10 protein-coding genes are annotated in these 17,662 nt (G+C 62.1%); 2 read left to right on the top strand and 8 right to left on the bottom strand.

What is annotated here, in order from left to right:
* The first annotated feature begins 119 nt into the window (after positions 1 to 119).
* Positions 120 to 3,743: an RCC1 domain-containing protein gene (locus ACOYXI_RS07170; protein ID WP_461674620.1), complete on the top strand. Its 3,624-nt coding sequence runs from the start codon at positions 120 to 122 to the stop codon at positions 3,741 to 3,743.
* Between the two features lie 88 nt (positions 3,744 to 3,831).
* Here ACOYXI_RS07170 and ACOYXI_RS07165 read toward each other — a convergent pair whose 3' ends face one another.
* The 7 genes from ACOYXI_RS07165 to ACOYXI_RS07135 form a co-directional block, all read right to left on the bottom strand.
* A complete protein-coding gene (locus ACOYXI_RS07165; RefSeq protein ID WP_461674619.1) occupies positions 3,832 to 5,469 on the bottom strand; it encodes a BatD family protein in 1,638 nt (545 codons plus the stop codon).
* Positions 5,466 to 7,202 carry a tetratricopeptide repeat protein gene (locus tag ACOYXI_RS07160; RefSeq protein WP_461674618.1) on the bottom strand — a complete coding sequence of 579 codons (1,737 nt, stop codon included), beginning with the start codon at positions 7,200 to 7,202 and terminating at the stop codon, positions 5,466 to 5,468. The genes ACOYXI_RS07165 and ACOYXI_RS07160 overlap by 4 nt, the downstream gene beginning before the upstream one ends.
* Entirely contained in the window at positions 7,199 to 8,278 is a 1,080-nt protein-coding gene (locus ACOYXI_RS07155; protein ID WP_253150503.1) for a vWA domain-containing protein, read from the bottom strand. The genes ACOYXI_RS07160 and ACOYXI_RS07155 overlap by 4 nt, the downstream gene beginning before the upstream one ends.
* The gene (locus ACOYXI_RS07150) at positions 8,271 to 8,768 is read right to left on the bottom strand and encodes a DUF4381 domain-containing protein (protein WP_007968588.1); all 498 of its coding nucleotides are present in this window, start codon (positions 8,766 to 8,768) and stop codon (positions 8,271 to 8,273) included. The genes ACOYXI_RS07155 and ACOYXI_RS07150 overlap by 8 nt, the downstream gene beginning before the upstream one ends.
* Positions 8,765 to 9,709 carry a DUF58 domain-containing protein gene (locus tag ACOYXI_RS07145; protein ID WP_461674617.1) on the bottom strand — a complete coding sequence of 315 codons (945 nt, stop codon included), beginning with the start codon at positions 9,707 to 9,709 and terminating at the stop codon, positions 8,765 to 8,767. The genes ACOYXI_RS07150 and ACOYXI_RS07145 overlap by 4 nt, the downstream gene beginning before the upstream one ends.
* Before the next feature lie 5 nt (positions 9,710 to 9,714).
* On the bottom strand, positions 9,715 to 10,674 hold the full coding sequence (locus ACOYXI_RS07140) for an AAA family ATPase (protein ID WP_003218556.1): 960 nt from the start codon (positions 10,672 to 10,674) through the stop codon (positions 9,715 to 9,717).
* Positions 10,675 to 10,942: 268 nt separating this feature from the next.
* Complete coding sequence (locus ACOYXI_RS07135; protein WP_098964262.1) at positions 10,943 to 11,296, bottom strand: hypothetical protein; 354 nt, start codon at positions 11,294 to 11,296, stop codon at positions 10,943 to 10,945.
* A gap of 505 nt (positions 11,297 to 11,801) precedes the next feature.
* On the opposite strand from ACOYXI_RS07135, the gene ACOYXI_RS07130 reads away from it, so the two are divergent.
* Positions 11,802 to 16,697 carry an NAD-glutamate dehydrogenase gene (locus ACOYXI_RS07130; RefSeq protein ID WP_461674616.1) on the top strand — a complete coding sequence of 1,632 codons (4,896 nt, stop codon included), beginning with the start codon at positions 11,802 to 11,804 and terminating at the stop codon, positions 16,695 to 16,697.
* A gap of 165 nt (positions 16,698 to 16,862) precedes the next feature.
* Here ACOYXI_RS07130 and ACOYXI_RS07125 read toward each other — a convergent pair whose 3' ends face one another.
* Positions 16,863 to 17,576 carry an ATPase gene (locus ACOYXI_RS07125; protein WP_461674615.1) on the bottom strand — a complete coding sequence of 238 codons (714 nt, stop codon included), beginning with the start codon at positions 17,574 to 17,576 and terminating at the stop codon, positions 16,863 to 16,865.
* Positions 17,577 to 17,662: the final 86 nt, after the last annotated feature.

The raw sequence follows: 17,662 nt of genomic DNA, 5'->3' as shown, positions 1-17,662 counted from the left end.
GATGCCGTCTGTCGCTACTGTCAGATCTGACAGTAGTCAGCTATCAGCACCGAGTGGTGGGATTGCCGCTGTCGCCAGGCTGTCAGGCCGGGTTGTCTGCCACTCACGGAGTTGCTTGCATGAAAACGAAATCAACATCTGAAGCCACGAATTCTGATCCTGATATCGACGCACTCAGGCCCATGACCATCAGTAAATTCGCGACCCCCGTGGAGGGCTACGACGGTGGTTTGGGGGTGGCCGGTGTGGAAGGGGGCGTGCATTTTCGGGTGAACCCCTGGCTGCACATGGAGGAGGGCGACGAGTTCAAGGTTTATTGGGCCGACGGGACGGTGCCGGTCTGGAGTAAAACCATCGAACTCGAGGATGAAAACCAAATCGTCAAAGGGGTCATCGACGAGGGGCATATTCGCAGGGGGGATGCCTATCCCGTGTTCTACAGTGTGACCCGCGCGAACCAGGCACCGGAGGAGTCGCCGCTTCAGAGGGTTCTGGTCAAGCTGGATCGCCCGGGCGGTTTCGATGACGACTTTTCCACGCCCGGCAACCAGAACCTGCGCTACCACATTCCCCAAAGCATCATCGACAATGGCGTCGGCCCCGAGGAGGCCGCGGCGGGTGTGCCGATCACGATCCTGCCGTACCCCTTCATGCGTATCAACGACCGTGTAAAGGTGGCGTGGGGCAGCGTAGAGAAAAACGTCCTTGTCGAGCAAAAACATATTGACGACCCCGACGACAACCCGCTGGTCGTGACCATCGATCAAGCACTGATCGAGGAGGCGGGCGACAGCGCCGGGGTGATGGTGATGTACCAGGTGATCGATGAGTGTGGCAACTATCCCGATCCACGTTCCCTATGGTCGGCGCCAACCCGAGTCGTGGTGGATCTGAAAGGAAATCGGCTCGATGCGCCGATCGTGCTGGAGGCCGATCCGCAGACTTACGAAATCGACCTCGACGAATTGAACGATGACGACGTGAACGTTCTGGTCAATACCCCCGCTGGCATCTTCCAGGAGCAGGATGTCGTCGCATTGACCTGGCGAGGAATCAACGCCGAGGGCGCACCGATCAACCATGGCCCGGTAGAGCTGTCGGTGACACGAGTCGGTCTTGCGCTGCCGTTCACTGTGCCGAACGACAAGGTACGAGCCATTGCCAAAGGCCGGGCCAGTGTCTCCTACATACTCAAGCGAACGGGCGTGGCCGATCGGCCGTCCAAGACCGTCGGTATCTCGGTGACGGGGGAGACCTTCCGACTGCCGTCCCCTACTGTGGACGAAGCCCCTACCGGTACGCTGAACCCGGACGAACGCTGGGCCACCGTGCGCATTCCATGGTTTGCGGGACGCGCCGCCAGTGACCTGTTGACGCTGATCTGGGAGGCCACACGTCCCGGCGGCGGCATCGTCTATTACGAAGACCCGCGCCCGGTTGGCGATGTGCCGGAGGACGAGCCGGTGTTGCGCAATGTCTCGAACGCGGAGATCCAGCGTTTCGACGGCTTGAAGGTCTCGGTGTTCTATACCGTCGCCAATGATGATGAGGCGACACTCAACGTGCGCGAGTCGTTGCGGTTCGAAATGCAGGTGGGCGAAGTGCAACCGCTGTTCGTGACGCCGCGCGTGGAGGAGGCGGTGCCTGGCACGTCGTTGATCGATCCGGAAGCCGTCCCGCCGCTGGGCTGTAAATTGATTGTGACGTATCTGCAGACACAGCCCGAAGACTTGGTGAATTATCGCTGGCGCGGTACGGGCGGTAACGGCAGCACCAGTGGCTCACTGCGTCTTACAGCGCAAACTGCGGGTAAGGAAGTGCCGTTCACGGTGCCGAAACAGTTTGTGACCAACAACCTCAATCGCCGGATCGTCATCGACTATTTCATCGTGCGTGACGGCAAGACCCTGGGTTACTCCTTTCCACTGACCTTGCGGGTCGGCAATGCCCTGCTGGATTTCGATCCGCCCTCAATTGACGACGCGCGCGGCGACCAGATTGACGCGAGCGCGGTGCCTGCGGTAGGTGCAACCGTGCGTCTGGCTGCGGCGTATGGCCTGAGGGTGGGCGACAGCGGCGAGATCCGCTGGATCGGCGTTGCCGGAGGCGGTACCGCCATCGTGCCGTTTCGCGTGGAGAGCGGAGAAGCGGGGCGCGACAAACTGATCAGCGTGCCGCAGTCGGTGGTGTTGGCAAACGTCGGGCGGGAGATCTCGTTGGACTGCACCGTTGTGCGTCAGGCCGGTGGTCGCCAGTATTCGCGGGTGGCGGTTTATGACGTGCGTGCTTCGCTGGGGACGGGCCGGTTGCAGGTGATGGGCGCGCGCTCGCGGGGTAATTACCAGATGTATGGCGGCGGGACTGCGTGGTTGACCGCGCTGGATGCAACCACCCGGCAGCCGGTCAAGGCCTGGTGGCGTTATAACGGCGAGGAGGGCGAGGTTAGTGGTGCGACGTTCCGTGACACCCGTCCGGACCGGCTGCTGCATGTGCGGATCAGTGATGATCAGGTGACGATCAATCCGCAGAACCTGTGCGGGAACGGGAATGTTATATCCGGCGAGGGAGCAAACAACGCGGCCTTTGCGGCACGGACTGAGCGTGGAGCCCTGGTGGCATGGGGTAAGCCTGCCCGTGGTGGGGATCTGGGGGATTCGTTACCGGACATATCCGATGCCATATCGTTGAGTGCCTGCGGCTATGCCTTTGCGGCACGACAGGCCACTGGTGGGGTAGTGGCTTGGGGGCTGAGTGGAAACGGAGGAGAGGTGTCGGAACCCATCAGTCTTTTGCGGGATATCGTAGCGGTAAGCGGCAACGGTTATGTGTTTGTTGCGCTACGTCGCGATCGGAGTCTGGTGGCGTGGGGAAGCCCTACCTGGGGTGCAACACTCCCACAGCCAATACCTGCGCTGAGGGATGTCGTCAGAGTGATTGGCAACCTCTACGCCTTTGCTGCGCTACGTGCCAATGGTTCGGTAGTGGCTTGGGGGCACCAAACCTGGGGAGGTAATTTGCCTGCGGCCATCGCGGCATTGACTGACATCGTCGATCTAGTAGCTACCGCTTATGCTTTTGCCGCCCTGCGTGCCAATGGTGCGGTAGTAGCATGGGGCAGTACCGGTTATGGGGGAGTTGTGCCCGCCGGGATAGGGGGGCTTACAGACATTGTGGAACTGAGCGGAACCGAGCGCGCCTTTGCCGCGCGCCGCAGCGATGGCAGCGTTGTTGCCTGGGGGAGCGGGGTATATGGCGGAAACGTCCCTGCACCGATCGCAGCCCTGACGGATATCCGGACGGTGACGGGGCACTATGCATCATTTGTCGCACTGCTGAGCAGTGGGCGTGTAGTGGGGTGGGGATCCCCGGCTATTCCTGCGCCGGTTGCAGCATTGACTGACATCGTACAGGTGGTCTGCGGGTACGTTGCTTTTGCCGCATTGCGCGCCAACGGCACCGTTGTAGCCTGGGGGACTGCTGATCGAGGTGGTGAAATCCCGAATGCCATTGCGGCCAGACTGGTTAACGTCCGCGCCATTTATGGCAACACCCACGCCTTCGCCGCGCTGACCTCCAGCGGCGAAGTCGTGACCTGGGGCCGTGGCCCGGCTGGCGGTAACAGCGATGCCGTCGCCGACCAGCTCAACGGCAAAATCTTCTACGAAGCCACAGCGCTGTCCCGTGGTTTGGGAATGCGTGAGACGCGACTGCTTGAAGCGGCAGAAAGCCAACAAACGTCATAACACCTTCAATGCCTGAAAGATCGCAACCTGCGGCAGCTCCTACACGTGATCCCTGTAGGAGCTGCCGCAGGCTGCGATCTTTTGCCTTTTACTTCGGATAAAGCGGCGGCAACCCGCTGTCACCCACCGGATCCTGCACCCGCTCGGCCGCCGGAATGGTACGGATCGCCCGCCACAAATCCTCGCCCTGCCAATGCTGCCCCGTCTCGCTGTACAGCGCGCCGTTGAGGCCGTCGAGGGCGTCGGAAAGCGGTACGAAGCGCGCCGCCATGTCTGCCAAAGTTTCCGGCTGCTGCCGCGCCCATGCGTCCAGTGCCTGCCGCGTCGCTTGCGGATCATTCGCCTGGCACGCCCGCTTGATGTCGTCCATCAAGGTGCGCGGGCTCGGCCCGGTTTGGGCGGCGCGATGCACCGCCGGTTGCCAGCGCGCACGCCACCACAGGCCGAAGCCGAGCAGGGTGGTGCAGGCGAGGATCAGGGTGCTGAGTTTCCACCACCACAACACATCGTTATCGACGGTGCCCGGTTGCAGGTTGCCGGTCGGGGTGTCGACCTGCAGGCTCGGGTTGTTCGCCACTTGCAGGGTGCGCGCCGGCAGGCTGGTGTGCTCCAGATGATCTTCGAAGGTGTTCCACCAGATTACGTCGACGGTCGGCAGTTCGATGCTGCCGCTACGGCTGGGCACCAGCGCTTCGCGTTCTTCACGGCTGCCGATCAGGCCGCGCTCGCCGCTCTGGTTGCTCAGCACCGGTTGATCCGGGTAACGGCGCAGGCCGTTGGCCTCTGTGGCGGGCAGGGCCGGTAGCTGCGAACTGGCCAGGCCTTCGGCCTTCAACGTCAGGCTGCGGGTCAGGGAGTCGCCCACCTGAAGATGATCCGGCTCAGGGTTCCAGCTTTCGCTCAGGCTCAGGCTGCGTGCCGGCAGCCACGGCGCATCGGCCGGGTAAGTCAGCGGTTTTGGTTTGACCGTCAGCGGAATCTCTGAGGAGCTGACGTGCAGCAGCTTGCCCGGTTTCGGGCCTTGCGCGGTCGCGTCCTGAGCCGGCTGAGTGTCGACCAGTGTGGCGCTGAAAGTCTGCGGGGCGATGGTCAGCAAGCCGCTGTGCTGCGGGTAGATCGCATAGCGCATCTCGATCACGCCATGGCGCACGCCGTTGATGTCTTTCTCGTAAGTGCGCGTGTCGCCCAACTGCTCGATACGCGCGTCGGCAATCTGCAACGGGGTCAGGCTGCTGTCGTCGTACAGCGACACCGAGTGATAGATGCGCAGGGTCAGGATCGCTTGCGCCTGCACATACACGCTGGACTGGTCGAGGCTGGCCTCGATGAACACCGGATCCGGATTGTTTTTCTCTTCGCGGCTGTCGCTCTCGATTACTTGCACGGTGATCGGCTGGCTCTGCACCTCACCCAGTTGCAACGGCGGAATGACCACACTGCCGTTCTCTTTCGGCAGCAGGGTGATGATCCAGCGCGTGGTGGCGCGATTGTCGCCATTGAGGGTGTTCAACTGGTTGACCTGACGCGTGCCGCGCACCTCGAACAGCGGTTCCAGCGGCGTCAGGTCGGGTTTGCCGAACTGCGTGACATCATCCGTTTCGAGGGTGAGTTCGACCGTCTCGCCGGAGTTCAGGCGACTGCGATCCACGCTGGCCGTCAGCTCGGCCGCCTGGGCGTTGGCCATGCAGAGCAGCAGGGGCAGCAAGAGAGCGGTGAAACGGGTCATCGAGTTTTTTCCTGATCCTGATGTTGTTGCTGTTCGTACCAGAATTTGCGTCGCAGCAGTTCGCCCGGGTCGTCGGGGATCTTGCCCAGCCATTGTTCCAGTGCCTGACGCTGCTCGCCTTCGAGGTTGTCCTCGCTCGGTCGCAGCGTTGGCACGGTGTCGGTTTCTTCCGCTTCATCGCTGCCTGGCACTTCGTTGGGGCCTGGCTGCGGCGGGGTGGTCGGCGGCGATTCGTTGGCCGACTCGCCGGGCTGCGCCTCGCTCGGGGTGTCACTTTTCACCGCGGGTGGCGGCGTGGTCGCTGGCGGTGGTTCATCGCCGGGCACATTCGGCTGAGCTGGTTGCGGTTGTGGCTCGGCTGGCGGCGGAGTGTTCTTCTGCTTGAGCAGGTTTTCCACCAGGGCCTTATTGGTCAGCGCCGGGCGCAAGTCCGGTTGCAGTTCCAGTGCTTGCTCATAGGCATCGATGGCGGCTTCCAGCTCACCACTTTTCGCCAGGGCGTTGCCACGATTGTAGTGGGCGCGGGCATCGCTGCCTTCGGCGAAACGCTGAGCGGCGCCACTGTAATCGCCGGCCTCGTACAACGCCAGCCCTTGCCACTGGTGATCTTCGAAGTGTTCGGCAGCCTCGGCCGGACGCTTCTGTTTGAGCAGGTGCAGGCCCTGTTGATCGGGGCGCAGCCACAGGTCTTCGAAGTCGAAAGCGTAGCTCGGCTGCGGCAGGCACAACAGCAATGGCAGGCAGAACAACCAGCCACGCCGTCCGGCGCAGGCGGCGAGCAGCAATAGCGGCAACAACAGCCAGTATCCCTGATCGGCCCAAGTGTCGAGGCGCACGGTCTGGCCATCGTCGCGCAAGCTGCGCGGGCCATCGAGCAGGCCGAGGGCGCGCAAATCGGATTCGTCCAGCCGCGCGCTGTGGTACTCGCCGCCGACACTGGCGAGGAATGCGCCAAGGCCCGGGCTGTCGAGTTGCGGCACGCGGATCGCGCCTTGTTCGTCCTTGAGGAAACTGCCGTCCTCCTGAGCGATCGGTGCGCCTTCAGCGGTGCCGATGCCGAGCATCAGCAGTTGCGCCGATTGCTGGCCGAGGGCGTGGCGAATGCCTTGGCGTTCTTCTTCGGTCAGCGAGGAGCCGATCAGCAGAATCCGTCCCTGACCGAGCGCGCCTTGCTTGAGCAAGGCCAATGCTTTGCTTACGCCGAGATCAGCGCGATGGCCGCTTTCCGGCATCAGCGACGGCTTGAGGGCGTCGAGCAGATTGTGGCTGGTCGCCAGGTCATCCGACAGCGGCACCAGGGTGTGCGCGCTGCCGGCGTAGACGACGATCGCGGTCTGCGCGTCGCTGCGTACCTGCAACAGGTCGAACAGCTTGCGCCGGGCCTGTTCCAGTCGCGTTGGCGGTGAGTCGGTGGCGAGCATTTCCGGGGTCAGCTCCAGCACCACCACCAATGGATCGGCAGGCTTCTGGCTGGTCTGTTCGACGCGTTCCCAGCTCGGCCCGAGCAGGGCGACGATGGTCAGCAGCCACGCCACGCCGAGGGCGACCCACGGCAGTTTGCTGGTGCGCCCATTGCCTCCGCTGAGCAGCGTCGAGTGGAACGCCGGCGGCAGAATCATCTGCCAGCGTCCGGCGCGTTTCTGCCGGTGCCAGAGTTGCCAGATCAGCCAGCCGAGCAGCGGCAGGAGCAGCAGCCACCAAGGGCGGAACCAGTGCGGCCAGAGCGCGATCATCGGCGCCTCCGCAGACGCAGGCGCTTGAGACGCTCACGCCAGTCAGGCAACGGACTTTGCAGATACAGCTCCTTGGTAAACAGGCGTTGCAGCGGGTTGTCCGGCCACAATTCGCGGGCGACCAGCAACAGGCTCAGCAGCAGGGCAAAGGCCAGCGGCCACTGATACAAGGCTTGCGCCGGGCGCGCCTGGGTCGGTTGCTGGGTCACCGGTTCGAGTTGATCGAGGGTGTCCCGGATCGCTTGCAGCTCTTTGCCGTCGCGGGCGCGGAAGTATTGGCCGCCGGTGGCGTTGGCGATGGCTTTGAGGGCCGGCTCGTCGAGGTCCAGGCTCGGATTGACCCCGAGCAGGCCGGTGCTACCACTGTCTTCGGGGTCGGCGCCGATGCCGATCGGGTAGATTTTCACCCCTTCGCTGGCGGCCAGTTTCGCTGCGGTCAGCGGATCGATTTCGCCGCCGTTGTTGGCGCCGTCGGTGACCAGAATCAACACTCGGCTTTGCGCCGGACGCATACGCAGGCGCTTCAGCGCCAGACCGATCGCATCGCCGATGGCGGTGTTCTTGCCGGCGATGCCGATGCGCGCTTCATCGAGCCAGACGCGCACGGTATGCCGGTCGAACGTCAGCGGTGCCTGCAGATAGGCCTGACTGCCGAACAGGATCAGACCAACGCGGTCGCCATCACGGCTTTCAAGGAAATCGCCGAGCAGATGCTGAACCAGCGACAAGCGACTGACGTCTTCGTCCTGCCACTGCATGTCGGGGAAATCCATCGAGCCGGACACGTCCACCGCCACCAGCAGATCGCGGCCGCTGGCGGCAATCGGCAACGGGTCGCCGAGCCATTGCGGACGCGCGGCGGCGCTCAGCAGCAACAGCCACAGCAGCAGGAACGGCGCTTGCTGGCGCCACGCCGGCAGGTTGGCGCGGGCCCGGCGCCGCGCCAGGCCTTCGAGGTCGGAGAGGAAACTCACGCGCAGCGCCGGCTCGCCGCTGTCGGCCACCGGCAGCACCAGACGCATCAGCCACGGCAGTGGCAGCAGCACGAAGATCCACGGCCAGGCGAACTCAAACATGCTTGCGAATCCAGGTGTCGACGGCTTGGGTCAGGCCGGCGATGGCTTTGTCGTCGAGTTTGCATTCGGGTTTATAGGCGCCTTCGACCAGCACCATCCAGCGCGTCAGGCCGGCGGCCGGGCAACGGTTGTCGAGAAACGCCAGCCATTTGCGGCCGTTGAGCGTGTGACTCTGGCTGTAGGGGTAGTGGTTGCGGCACAGGCGTTTGAGCAGACCGTTGAGCTGCTGCAGCCAGGCACCGGCGGGTGCGCCGTCGTAGGGTTTGGGCATCTGCGCCAGTTCGGCCAGTGCGGCGATGCGCACGGGGTCGAGCGGTTGTTCGGCGCGCACGATCGGGCGTTTCCTGGTCGGAATGAACCGGCGCAAACGCCACACGGCGAAGCCCAGCAGCGGCAGCAATAACAGCAGCAGCCACCAGCCCGGCGCTGGCGGCCAGAAGTCGATCGGCGGCGGCGAAATCAGCGGTTGCAGTTGTTCGAGGCCGTTCATCGACTGCTCCCCGGGCGCTGCGGATTGAGGAACTCGCGCATCTGCTCGACCATTTCGCTTTGCGTGCTCAATGGCATCAGCAGCACCCGCAGTTTTTGCGCGAGCAATTCCCAACGGGCGATGCGTGCTTCGGCCTGAGCGCGATAGGTCTGGCGCAGCTCGAAATTCAGCGTGTCGAGTTCCAGCTGTGCGCCTCTTTCCGCGAATCTCAGAAGCCCGGCGGCAGGCAGGGCGTGATCCAGTGGATCGGACAGCGGCAACAGCAACAGATCGCAATGACGCGATAGCAGGCTCAGTTGCTGCTCGGCGCTGTCGGACAGCGCGCGCTCGTCGCAGATCACGATCACCAGGCTGCCCGGGCGCAACACCTCACGCGCCCGGCGCAGCGCCACGCCGAGGGCGTCGCGGTCCGGCTCGCGTTCGCTGTGCAGCGACTGATTGACCCTGACCAGGCGGTTGAGCAATTGCAGCAGGCTCTGCTTGCTGCGGCGCGGTTTGATTTCGTAATGCTCGTTGTCGCCGAACACCAGTCCGCCAACCCGATCATTGTGCCCCAGCGCCGCCCAGCCGATCAGCGCCGCCGCTTGCGCTGCAAGCACCGACTTGAACATCAGCCCGGAGCCGAAAAACAGCCGGGTGCTTTGCTCGACCATGATGAAAATCGGTCGCTCGCGTTCTTCATGAAACAGCTTGGTGTGTGGCTCCTGGGTACGCGCGGTCACGCGCCAGTCGATGGTGCGCACGTCGTCGCCGGCCTGATAGACCCGCACCTGATCGAAGTCGACCCCGCGACCACGGAATTTCGAGTGATGCAGACCGATCAGCGGACTGCGCTGACTGGGTGTGGAAAACAGCTGCACTTCGCGCACACGGTGGCGCATCTCGATCAGATCGGTGAGTCTGATGCGGATGCCCGGTTCGGACGGCAGGGGGGCGTTCATGGGGGTCAAGCGACGGCTACGACGTCGAGAATCCGCTGCACCACCCGATCCTGATCGATGCCGGCGGCTTCGGCTTCAAACGACAGAATGATGCGATGCCGCAACACGTCGAACAGCACCGCCTGAATGTCTTCCGGGCTGACGAAGTCGCGACCGGCCAGCCAGGCGTGGGCCCGGGCGCAGCGGTCGAGGGCGATCGAGCCACGTGGACTGGCGCCATAGGCGATCCACTCGGCCATTTCCGGGTCGAACTTGGCCGGGGTGCGCGTGGCCATGACCAGTTGCACCAGGTATTCCTCCACGGCGTCGGCCATGTACAGACCGAGGATTTCCTTGCGCGCAGCAAAGATCGCCTGCTGGCTGACCCGGCGTTCCGGTTTGGTTTCGCCATTCAGCGCTTCGCCACGGGCCTGCTGCAGGATCCGGCGTTCGACGGCGGCGTCCGGGAAACCGATTTTCACGTGCATCAGGAAGCGGTCGAGTTGGGCTTCGGGCAACGGGTAGGTGCCTTCCTGCTCGATCGGGTTCTGCGTGGCCATCACCAGAAACAGCGGCGACAGCTCGTAAGTGCTGCGCCCGACACTGACCTGACGCTCGGCCATGGCTTCGAGCAGCGCCGATTGCACCTTGGCCGGGGCCCGGTTGATTTCGTCCGCCAGCACCAGGTTGTGGAAGATCGGCCCTTGCTGGAACACAAAACTGCCGGTTTCCGGGCGATAGATCTCGGTGCCGGTGATGTCGGCCGGCAGCAGGTCAGGGGTGAACTGAATGCGATGGAACTGGGCTTCGATGCCCTCGGCGAGTTCTTTGATCGCTTTGGTCTTGGCCAGACCCGGAGCGCCCTCGACCAGCATGTGGCCGTCGGCGAGCAGGGCGATGAGCAAACGCTCGATGAGTTTTTCCTGGCCGAGAATCTGCGTTGAAAGAAAGGTTCGCAGCGCCAGCAGCGCTTCACGATGTTCCATCGGTGACTGTTCCTGGAAAGGGTGGCCGCAGGCGTTCGGATAACGCCGGGGCTGGGGGCGTTACTTTAATCCATCGAGGGGGGTGGCGACTAACGGCATTTTGCGCAAAGTGCGGGAAATGACTGGGGGATTTGTTGGAATTTTGTAGCCGGGAAGTGATTGGTTGACTGTTCCGGCCCTATCGCGAGCAGGCTCACTCCTACATAGGGGCGTCGTACACCGTACTGTAGGAGTGAGCCTGCTCGCGATGAGGCCCTTCAAGACGCCATCAAATCTGGCTAATGAAAGTGCCAGTCCCATCCAGAATATTCTTCAGGGTTTCTTCAACTTCAGCCAGATCAACCATGTCCGGATTGAAGGTAATTTCCAGCACATCATCGCCATTCAGCGCATCGGCATCCGCCGCCGCGATTTCAATCTTCAGCAGAGTCTTGGACAGGGTGACTTTCACGCCGTCCAGCGTCGAAGGCTCGCCATCCAGGGTGATCTCCAGCTCGTCCTCGTCCGGATAGCGGCTCATCAGAAACATGTCGCCCTTGTCGCTATGGCAGCAGAGCATGGCCATGTTGTCTTCTTCGTCGTCGCACGGGTTGACGATCAGTAGGGCGGTGGTCATTTGCATGGGGGAATTCCTGCCTCGGCGGGCGTGTTGGTCGCAATTGGGCGCGATTCTGCCAGCCCTCGGGAATTTCTGCATGTGAGAGTGTCAGAGGATGTGTCGTGAACGCGACACAGGTCAATGGTCACTTCCGGCACAGATGTACCGTAAATACGGGCATTCAAGCCGCCGTTTTCCGCCATGAATGCTAGTGTTTACCGTTGCCAAAGCCTTGGTTTACGTGCCAATGACCGAATATGTCGCAGCACCGCAAGCAGACACATTGTCGCACCCATTAAGCTGCGCAACGGATGAGCACCCGTAAAGACATTGTCGGCAGCCTCGACAGTCGTTTTTGCAGATGCCCATTCAATGGAAGGTGAATGTGACCTGAGTGTCTCGTCCAGCTTCACCCACCTGTCCCCCTGTTTCCTCTGCCCGAGAATCAGGAACAGGGCGACACAAGCCCCGAAAGGGGTGTTGCACGCGACGCTTTCCATCAATAACAAGCTTAAGCGGAGTACCACAGATGGCGTTCTTCACCGCAGCCAGCAAAGCCGACTTCCAGCACCAACTGCAAGCGGCACTGGCGCAGCACATCAGTGAACAGGCACTGCCACAAGTGGCGCTGTTCGCTGAACAATTCTTCGGCATCATTTCCCTGGACGAGCTGACTCAACGTCGCCTCTCCGACCTCGCTGGCTGTACTCTTTCCGCGTGGCGCCTGCTTGAGCGCTTCGATCACGCGCAACCGCAAGTGCGCGTCTACAACCCTGATTACGAGCGTCATGGCTGGCAGTCGACCCACACCGCGGTCGAAGTCCTGCACCACGACCTGCCATTTCTGGTCGACTCGGTCCGCACCGAGCTGAACCGTCGCGGCTACAGCATCCACACCCTGCAGACCACCGTGCTCAGCGTACGTCGTGGCAGCAAGGGCGAGCTGCTGGAAATCCTGCCCAAGGGCAGCACCGGCGAAGGCGTGCTGCACGAGTCGCTGATGTACCTGGAAATCGACCGCTGCGCCAACGCGGCTGAACTGAATGTGCTGAGCAAAGAACTGGAGCAGGTGCTCGGTGAAGTGCGCGTCGCGGTCGCTGATTTCGAGCCGATGAAGGCCAAGGTGCAGGAGATCCTCACCAAGCTCGATAACAGCGCATTCGCCGTCGATGCCGACGAAAAGACCGAAATCAAGAGCTTCCTGGAATGGCTGGTGGGCAACCACTTCACCTTCCTCGGCTACGAAGAGTTCACCGTTGTCGATCAGGCCGATGGCGGCCACATCGAATACGACCAGAATTCCTTCCTCGGTCTGACCAAACTGCTGCGTACCGGCCTGACCAACGAAGACCGTCACATCGAAGACTACGCAGTGAACTACCTGCGCGAACCGACCCTGCTGTCGTTCGCCAAGGCTGCGCACCCGAGCCGCGTACACCGTCCGGCCTACCCGGATTACGTGTCGATCCGTGAAATCGACGCCGACGGCAACGTCATCAAGGAACACCGCTTCATGGGCCTGTACACCTCCTCGGTGTATGGCGAGAGCGTGCGGGTCATTCCGTTCATCCGTCGCAAGGTCGAAGAAATCGAACGCCGCTCCGGCTTCCAGTCCAAGGCTCACCTGGGCAAGGAACTGGCGCAGGTGCTCGAAGTACTGCCGCGTGACGACCTGTTCCAGACCCCGGTCGACGAACTGTTCAGCACCGTGATGTCGATCGTGCAGATCCAGGAACGCAACAAGATCCGCGTGTTCCTGCGCAAAGACCCGTACGGTCGCTTCTGCTACTGCCTGGCCTACGTGCCGCGCGACATCTATTCCACCGAAGTGCGGCAGAAGATCCAGCAGGTGCTGATGGAGCGCCTGAAGGCCACCGACTGCGAGTTCTGGACCTTCTTCTCCGAGTCCGTGCTGGCCCGCGTGCAGTTGATCCTGCGTGTTGATCCGAAGAACCGCATCGACATCGACCCGCTGCTGCTGGAAAAAGAAGTGGTACAGGCCTGCCGCAGCTGGCAGGACGACTACGCCGCACTGACCGTCGAAAGCTTCGGCGAAGCCCACGGCACCAACGTGCTGGCGGATTTCCCGAAAGGCTTCCCGGCCGGTTACCGCGAGCGTTTCGCGGCGCATTCGGCTGTGGTCGACATGCAGCACCTGCTGAGCCTGAACGAAAAAAATCCGCTGGTGATGAGCTTCTATCAGCCGCTGGGCCAGGTGTCCGGTCAGCGCGAGCTGCATTGCAAGCTGTACCACGCCGACACGCCGCTGGCGCTGTCCGACGTCTTGCCGATTCTGGAAAACCTCGGCCTGCGCGTGCTGGGTGAGTTCCCGTACCGTCTGCGCCACACCAACGGCCGCGAGTTCTGGATTCATGACTTCGCGTTCACTGCGGCAGAAGGTCTGGAGCTGGATATCCAGCAACTCAACGACACCCTGCAGGACGCGTTCGTCCACATCGTCCGTGGCGATGCCGAGAACGATGCGTTCAACCGTCTGGTGCTGACCGCCGGTCTGCCATGGCGCGACGTGGCGCTGCTGCGTGCCTACGCCCGTTACCTGAAGCAGATTCGTCTGGGCTTCGACTTGGGTTACATCGCCAGCACCCTGAACAACCACACCGACATCGCTCGCGAGCTGACCCGGTTGTTCAAGACCCGTTTCTACCTGGCGCGCAAGCTGGGCAGCGATGATCTGGAAGACAAGCAACAGCGTCTGGAACAGGCGATTCTGACCGCACTGGACGACGTTCAGGTGCTCAACGAAGACCGCATCCTGCGTCGTTACCTGGACCTGATCAAAGCCACCCTGCGTACCAACTTCTATCAGACTGATGCCAACGGCCAGAACAAGTCGTACTTCAGCTTCAAGTTCAACCCGCACGCGATCCCTGAGCTGCCGAAGCCGGTACCGAAGTTCGAAATCTTCGTTTACTCGCCACGTGTCGAAGGCGTGCACCTGCGCTTCGGCAACGTTGCGCGCGGTGGTCTGCGCTGGTCCGACCGTGAAGAAGACTTCCGCACCGAAGTCCTCGGCCTGGTAAAAGCCCAGCAAGTGAAGAACTCGGTCATCGTGCCGGTGGGGGCGAAGGGCGGCTTCCTGCCGCGTCGCCTGCCACTGGGCGGCAGCCGTGACGAGATCGCGGCCGAGGGCATCGCCTGCTACCGCATCTTCATTTCCGGTCTGCTGGACATCACCGACAACCTGAAAGACGGCGCGCTGGTGCCGCCGGCCAACGTCGTGCGTCATGACGACGATGACCCGTACCTGGTAGTGGCCGCGGACAAGGGCACTGCGACCTTCTCCGACATCGCCAACGGCATCGCCATCGACTACGGCTTCTGGCTGGGTGACGCGTTCGCCTCCGGTGGTTCCGCCGGTTACGACCACAAGAAAATGGGCATCACCGCCAAGGGCGCGTGGGTCGGCGTACAGCGCCACTTCCGCGAGCGCGGCATCAATGTTCAGGAAGACAGCATCACTGTGGTCGGCGTGGGTGACATGGCTGGTGACGTATTCGGTAACGGCCTGTTGATGTCCGACAAGCTGCAACTGGTTGCCGCGTTCAACCACATGCACATCTTCATCGATCCGAACCCGAACCCGGCGACCAGCTTCGTCGAGCGTCAGCGCATGTTCGACCTGCCGCGTTCGGCCTGGACCGACTACGACACCAGCATCATGTCCGAAGGCGGCGGCATCTTCTCGCGCAGCGCGAAGAGCATCGCCATCTCGCCGCAGATGAAAGAACGCTTCGACATCAAGGCCGACAAGCTGACCCCGACCGAACTGCTGAACGCCTTGCTCAAGGCGCCGGTGGATCTGCTGTGGAACGGCGGTATCGGTACTTACGTCAAGGCCAGTACCGAAAGCCATGCCGACGTGGGCGACAAGGCCAACGACGCACTGCGCGTGAACGGCAACGAGCTGCGCTGCAAGGTAGTGGGCGAGGGCGGTAACCTCGGCATGACCCAACTGGGTCGTGTGGAATTCGGTCTGAATGGCGGCGGCTCCAACACCGACTTCATCGACAACGCCGGTGGCGTGGACTGCTCCGACCACGAAGTGAACATCAAGATCCTGCTGAACGAAGTGGTTCAGGCCGGCGACATGACCGACAAGCAACGCAACCAGTTGCTGGCGAGCATGACCGACGAAGTCGGTGGTCTGGTGCTGGGCAACAACTACAAGCAGACCCAGGCTCTGTCCCTGGCGGCGCGTCGTGCCTACGAGCGCATTGCCGAGTACAAGCGTCTGATGAGCGACCTCGAAGGCCGGGGCAAGCTGGACCGTGCCATCGAGTTCCTGCCGACCGAAGAGCAGATCAACGAGCGCGTTGCGGCAGGCCATGGCCTGACCCGTCCCGAGCTGTCGGTGCTGATCTCGTACAGCAAGATCGACCTCAAGGAACAGCTGCTGAACTCGCTGGTGCCGGACGACGACTACCTGACCCGCGACATGGAAACGGCGTTCCCGCCGACCCTGGTCAGCAAGTTCTCCGAAGCCATGCGTCGTCACCGTCTGAAGCGCGAGATCGTCAGCACCCAGATCGCCAACGACCTGGTCAACCACATGGGCATCACCTTCGTTCAACGACTCAAAGAGTCGACCGGCATGAGCCCGGCGAACGTGGCTGGCGCCTACGTGATCGTGCGTGACATCTTCCACCTCCCGCACTGGTTCCGTCAGATCGAAGCGCTGGACTATCAGGTCTCCGCTGACGTGCAACTGGAGCTGATGGACGAGCTGATGCGTCTGGGCCGTCGCGCTACCCGCTGGTTCCTGCGTGCCCGTCGCAACGAGCAGAACGCTGCCCGTGACGTCGCGCACTTCGGTCCGCACCTCAAGGAGCTGGGGCTGAAGCTCGACGAACTGCTGAGCGGCGAAATCCGTGAAAACTGGCAGGCGCGTTATCAGGCTTACGTCGCGGCGGGTGTGCCGGAGTTGCTGGCGCGTATGGTGGCGGGCACTTCGCACCTGTACACCCTGCTGCCGATCATCGAAGCGTCCGACGTCACTGGCCAGGATCCGGCCGAAGTGGCCAAGGCCTACTTCGCCGTGGGCAGTGCGCTGGACATCACCTGGTACCTGCAACAGATCAGCGCGCTGCCGGTTGAAAACAACTGGCAGGCCCTGGCCCGTGAAGCGTTCCGTGACGATGTGGACTGGCAGCAACGTGCGATCACCATCTCTGTCCTGCAACAGGGCGACGGCACTCAGGACGTGGAAGCACGCCTGGCGCTGTGGATGGCACAGCACGAAAGCATGATCGAGCGCTGGCGCGCCATGCTGGTGGAAATCCGTGCGGCGAGCGGCACTGACTACGCCATGTATGCAGTAGCCAACCGTGAACTGCTTGACCTCGCGTTGAGCGGTCAGGCGGTGGTGCCTGCGGCTGCTGCGAATGCCGAGCTTGAACTGGCCTGAGTAGTGGTTGAATGAAGAAGCCCCGGTGTCGTGAGATGCCGGGGCTTTTTTGTGTCTGTGGGTTTTGTTTTGCCTGGTCTGGCCCCTTCGCGAGCAGGCTCACTCCTACAAGGGAAACGCATTCCAACTGTAGGAGTGAGCCTGCTCGCGATGGCGCCCTTTATATCAATACAACTTATGTGCTTGTTTACTATCGAGCATCGACACTTTATCTGTCGGTCTGGTCAATAAATTATTCAGCGACTGATCAAACTTCTGCAGCGCCCGAACTTGCACATCCTGCTGTTGATTAATATCCGCGACAATCTCTTCCGAACGTTTGAAGTCCGCCCAAACCGGTGTCAGTTCTTTGGCCTCCGAACCTTTCGCCGTGCCGATGTAATTCAACTTCGCATCATAAAAATCCGCACTGACATCAGCCTTGATGTCGGAGCTGCGCGAAGTGATCAACTGGCTGTGGGTGTCGATGATCGCCACCACATCGGGGTGCGCCGCGCGCAGGCTCTGCATGTCCGGGTACACCGTGACCGAACCGAACTGACGTTGCAGCGAGGCCTTCACCCAGTCCACCGCCATGTCCGGTTTCGAGGTGTTGACGTAGGCGTCGTGGATCGGCTGCACCAGCAGGCTCTGGCCGAAACCGGTGCCGGCGTTGGCCTGATAGTCACGCAGGTATTCGCGGTTGGTCTGGGTGCTGGGGCTGTAGACCACGCCCAGTGAAACGCCGGGACCGCTTTGCACCTGGGCGGCGCTGCTGCGGCCGACCGGTTGGGTGAACAGGGTATCGAGGGACGACACCGCTTTCGGCGCGGTGGGTACTGAACAGGCGGACAAGGCTAAAACCGATATCGCCAGGGTACTGGCAAAAGCAAGTTTCATGATGAGTCTCCCGTGAAGCAACTTCAGTCGGAAAGTCAGCGTTGTCGCGGCTGTGGGTGACGGGCGCACGACAGTTGATTCAGACT

It is taken from the genome of Pseudomonas sp. G3-19 (assembly GCF_054855875.1).
Note: the sequence above shows the minus strand (reverse complement) of the source record. Positions and strands in the feature narration are given on the sequence as shown.

Excerpts from the sequence above, each read along its gene's own strand:
- ACOYXI_RS07170 (WP_461674620.1), top strand. The coding sequence starts at position 120 with ATGAAAACGAAATCAACATCTGAAGCCACGAATTCTGATCCTGATATC.
- ACOYXI_RS07165 (WP_461674619.1), bottom strand. The coding sequence starts at position 5,469 with ATGACCCGTTTCACCGCTCTCTTGCTGCCCCTGCTGCTCTGCATGGCC.
- ACOYXI_RS07160 (WP_461674618.1), bottom strand. The coding sequence starts at position 7,202 with ATGATCGCGCTCTGGCCGCACTGGTTCCGCCCTTGGTGGCTGCTGCTC.
- ACOYXI_RS07155 (WP_253150503.1), bottom strand. The coding sequence starts at position 8,278 with ATGTTTGAGTTCGCCTGGCCGTGGATCTTCGTGCTGCTGCCACTGCCG.
- ACOYXI_RS07150 (WP_007968588.1), bottom strand. The coding sequence starts at position 8,768 with ATGAACGGCCTCGAACAACTGCAACCGCTGATTTCGCCGCCGCCGATC.
- ACOYXI_RS07145 (WP_461674617.1), bottom strand. The coding sequence starts at position 9,709 with ATGAACGCCCCCCTGCCGTCCGAACCGGGCATCCGCATCAGACTCACC.
- ACOYXI_RS07140 (WP_003218556.1), bottom strand. The coding sequence starts at position 10,674 with ATGGAACATCGTGAAGCGCTGCTGGCGCTGCGAACCTTTCTTTCAACG.
- ACOYXI_RS07135 (WP_098964262.1), bottom strand. The coding sequence starts at position 11,296 with ATGCAAATGACCACCGCCCTACTGATCGTCAACCCGTGCGACGACGAA.
- ACOYXI_RS07130 (WP_461674616.1), top strand. The coding sequence starts at position 11,802 with ATGGCGTTCTTCACCGCAGCCAGCAAAGCCGACTTCCAGCACCAACTG.
- ACOYXI_RS07125 (WP_461674615.1), bottom strand. The coding sequence starts at position 17,576 with ATGAAACTTGCTTTTGCCAGTACCCTGGCGATATCGGTTTTAGCCTTG.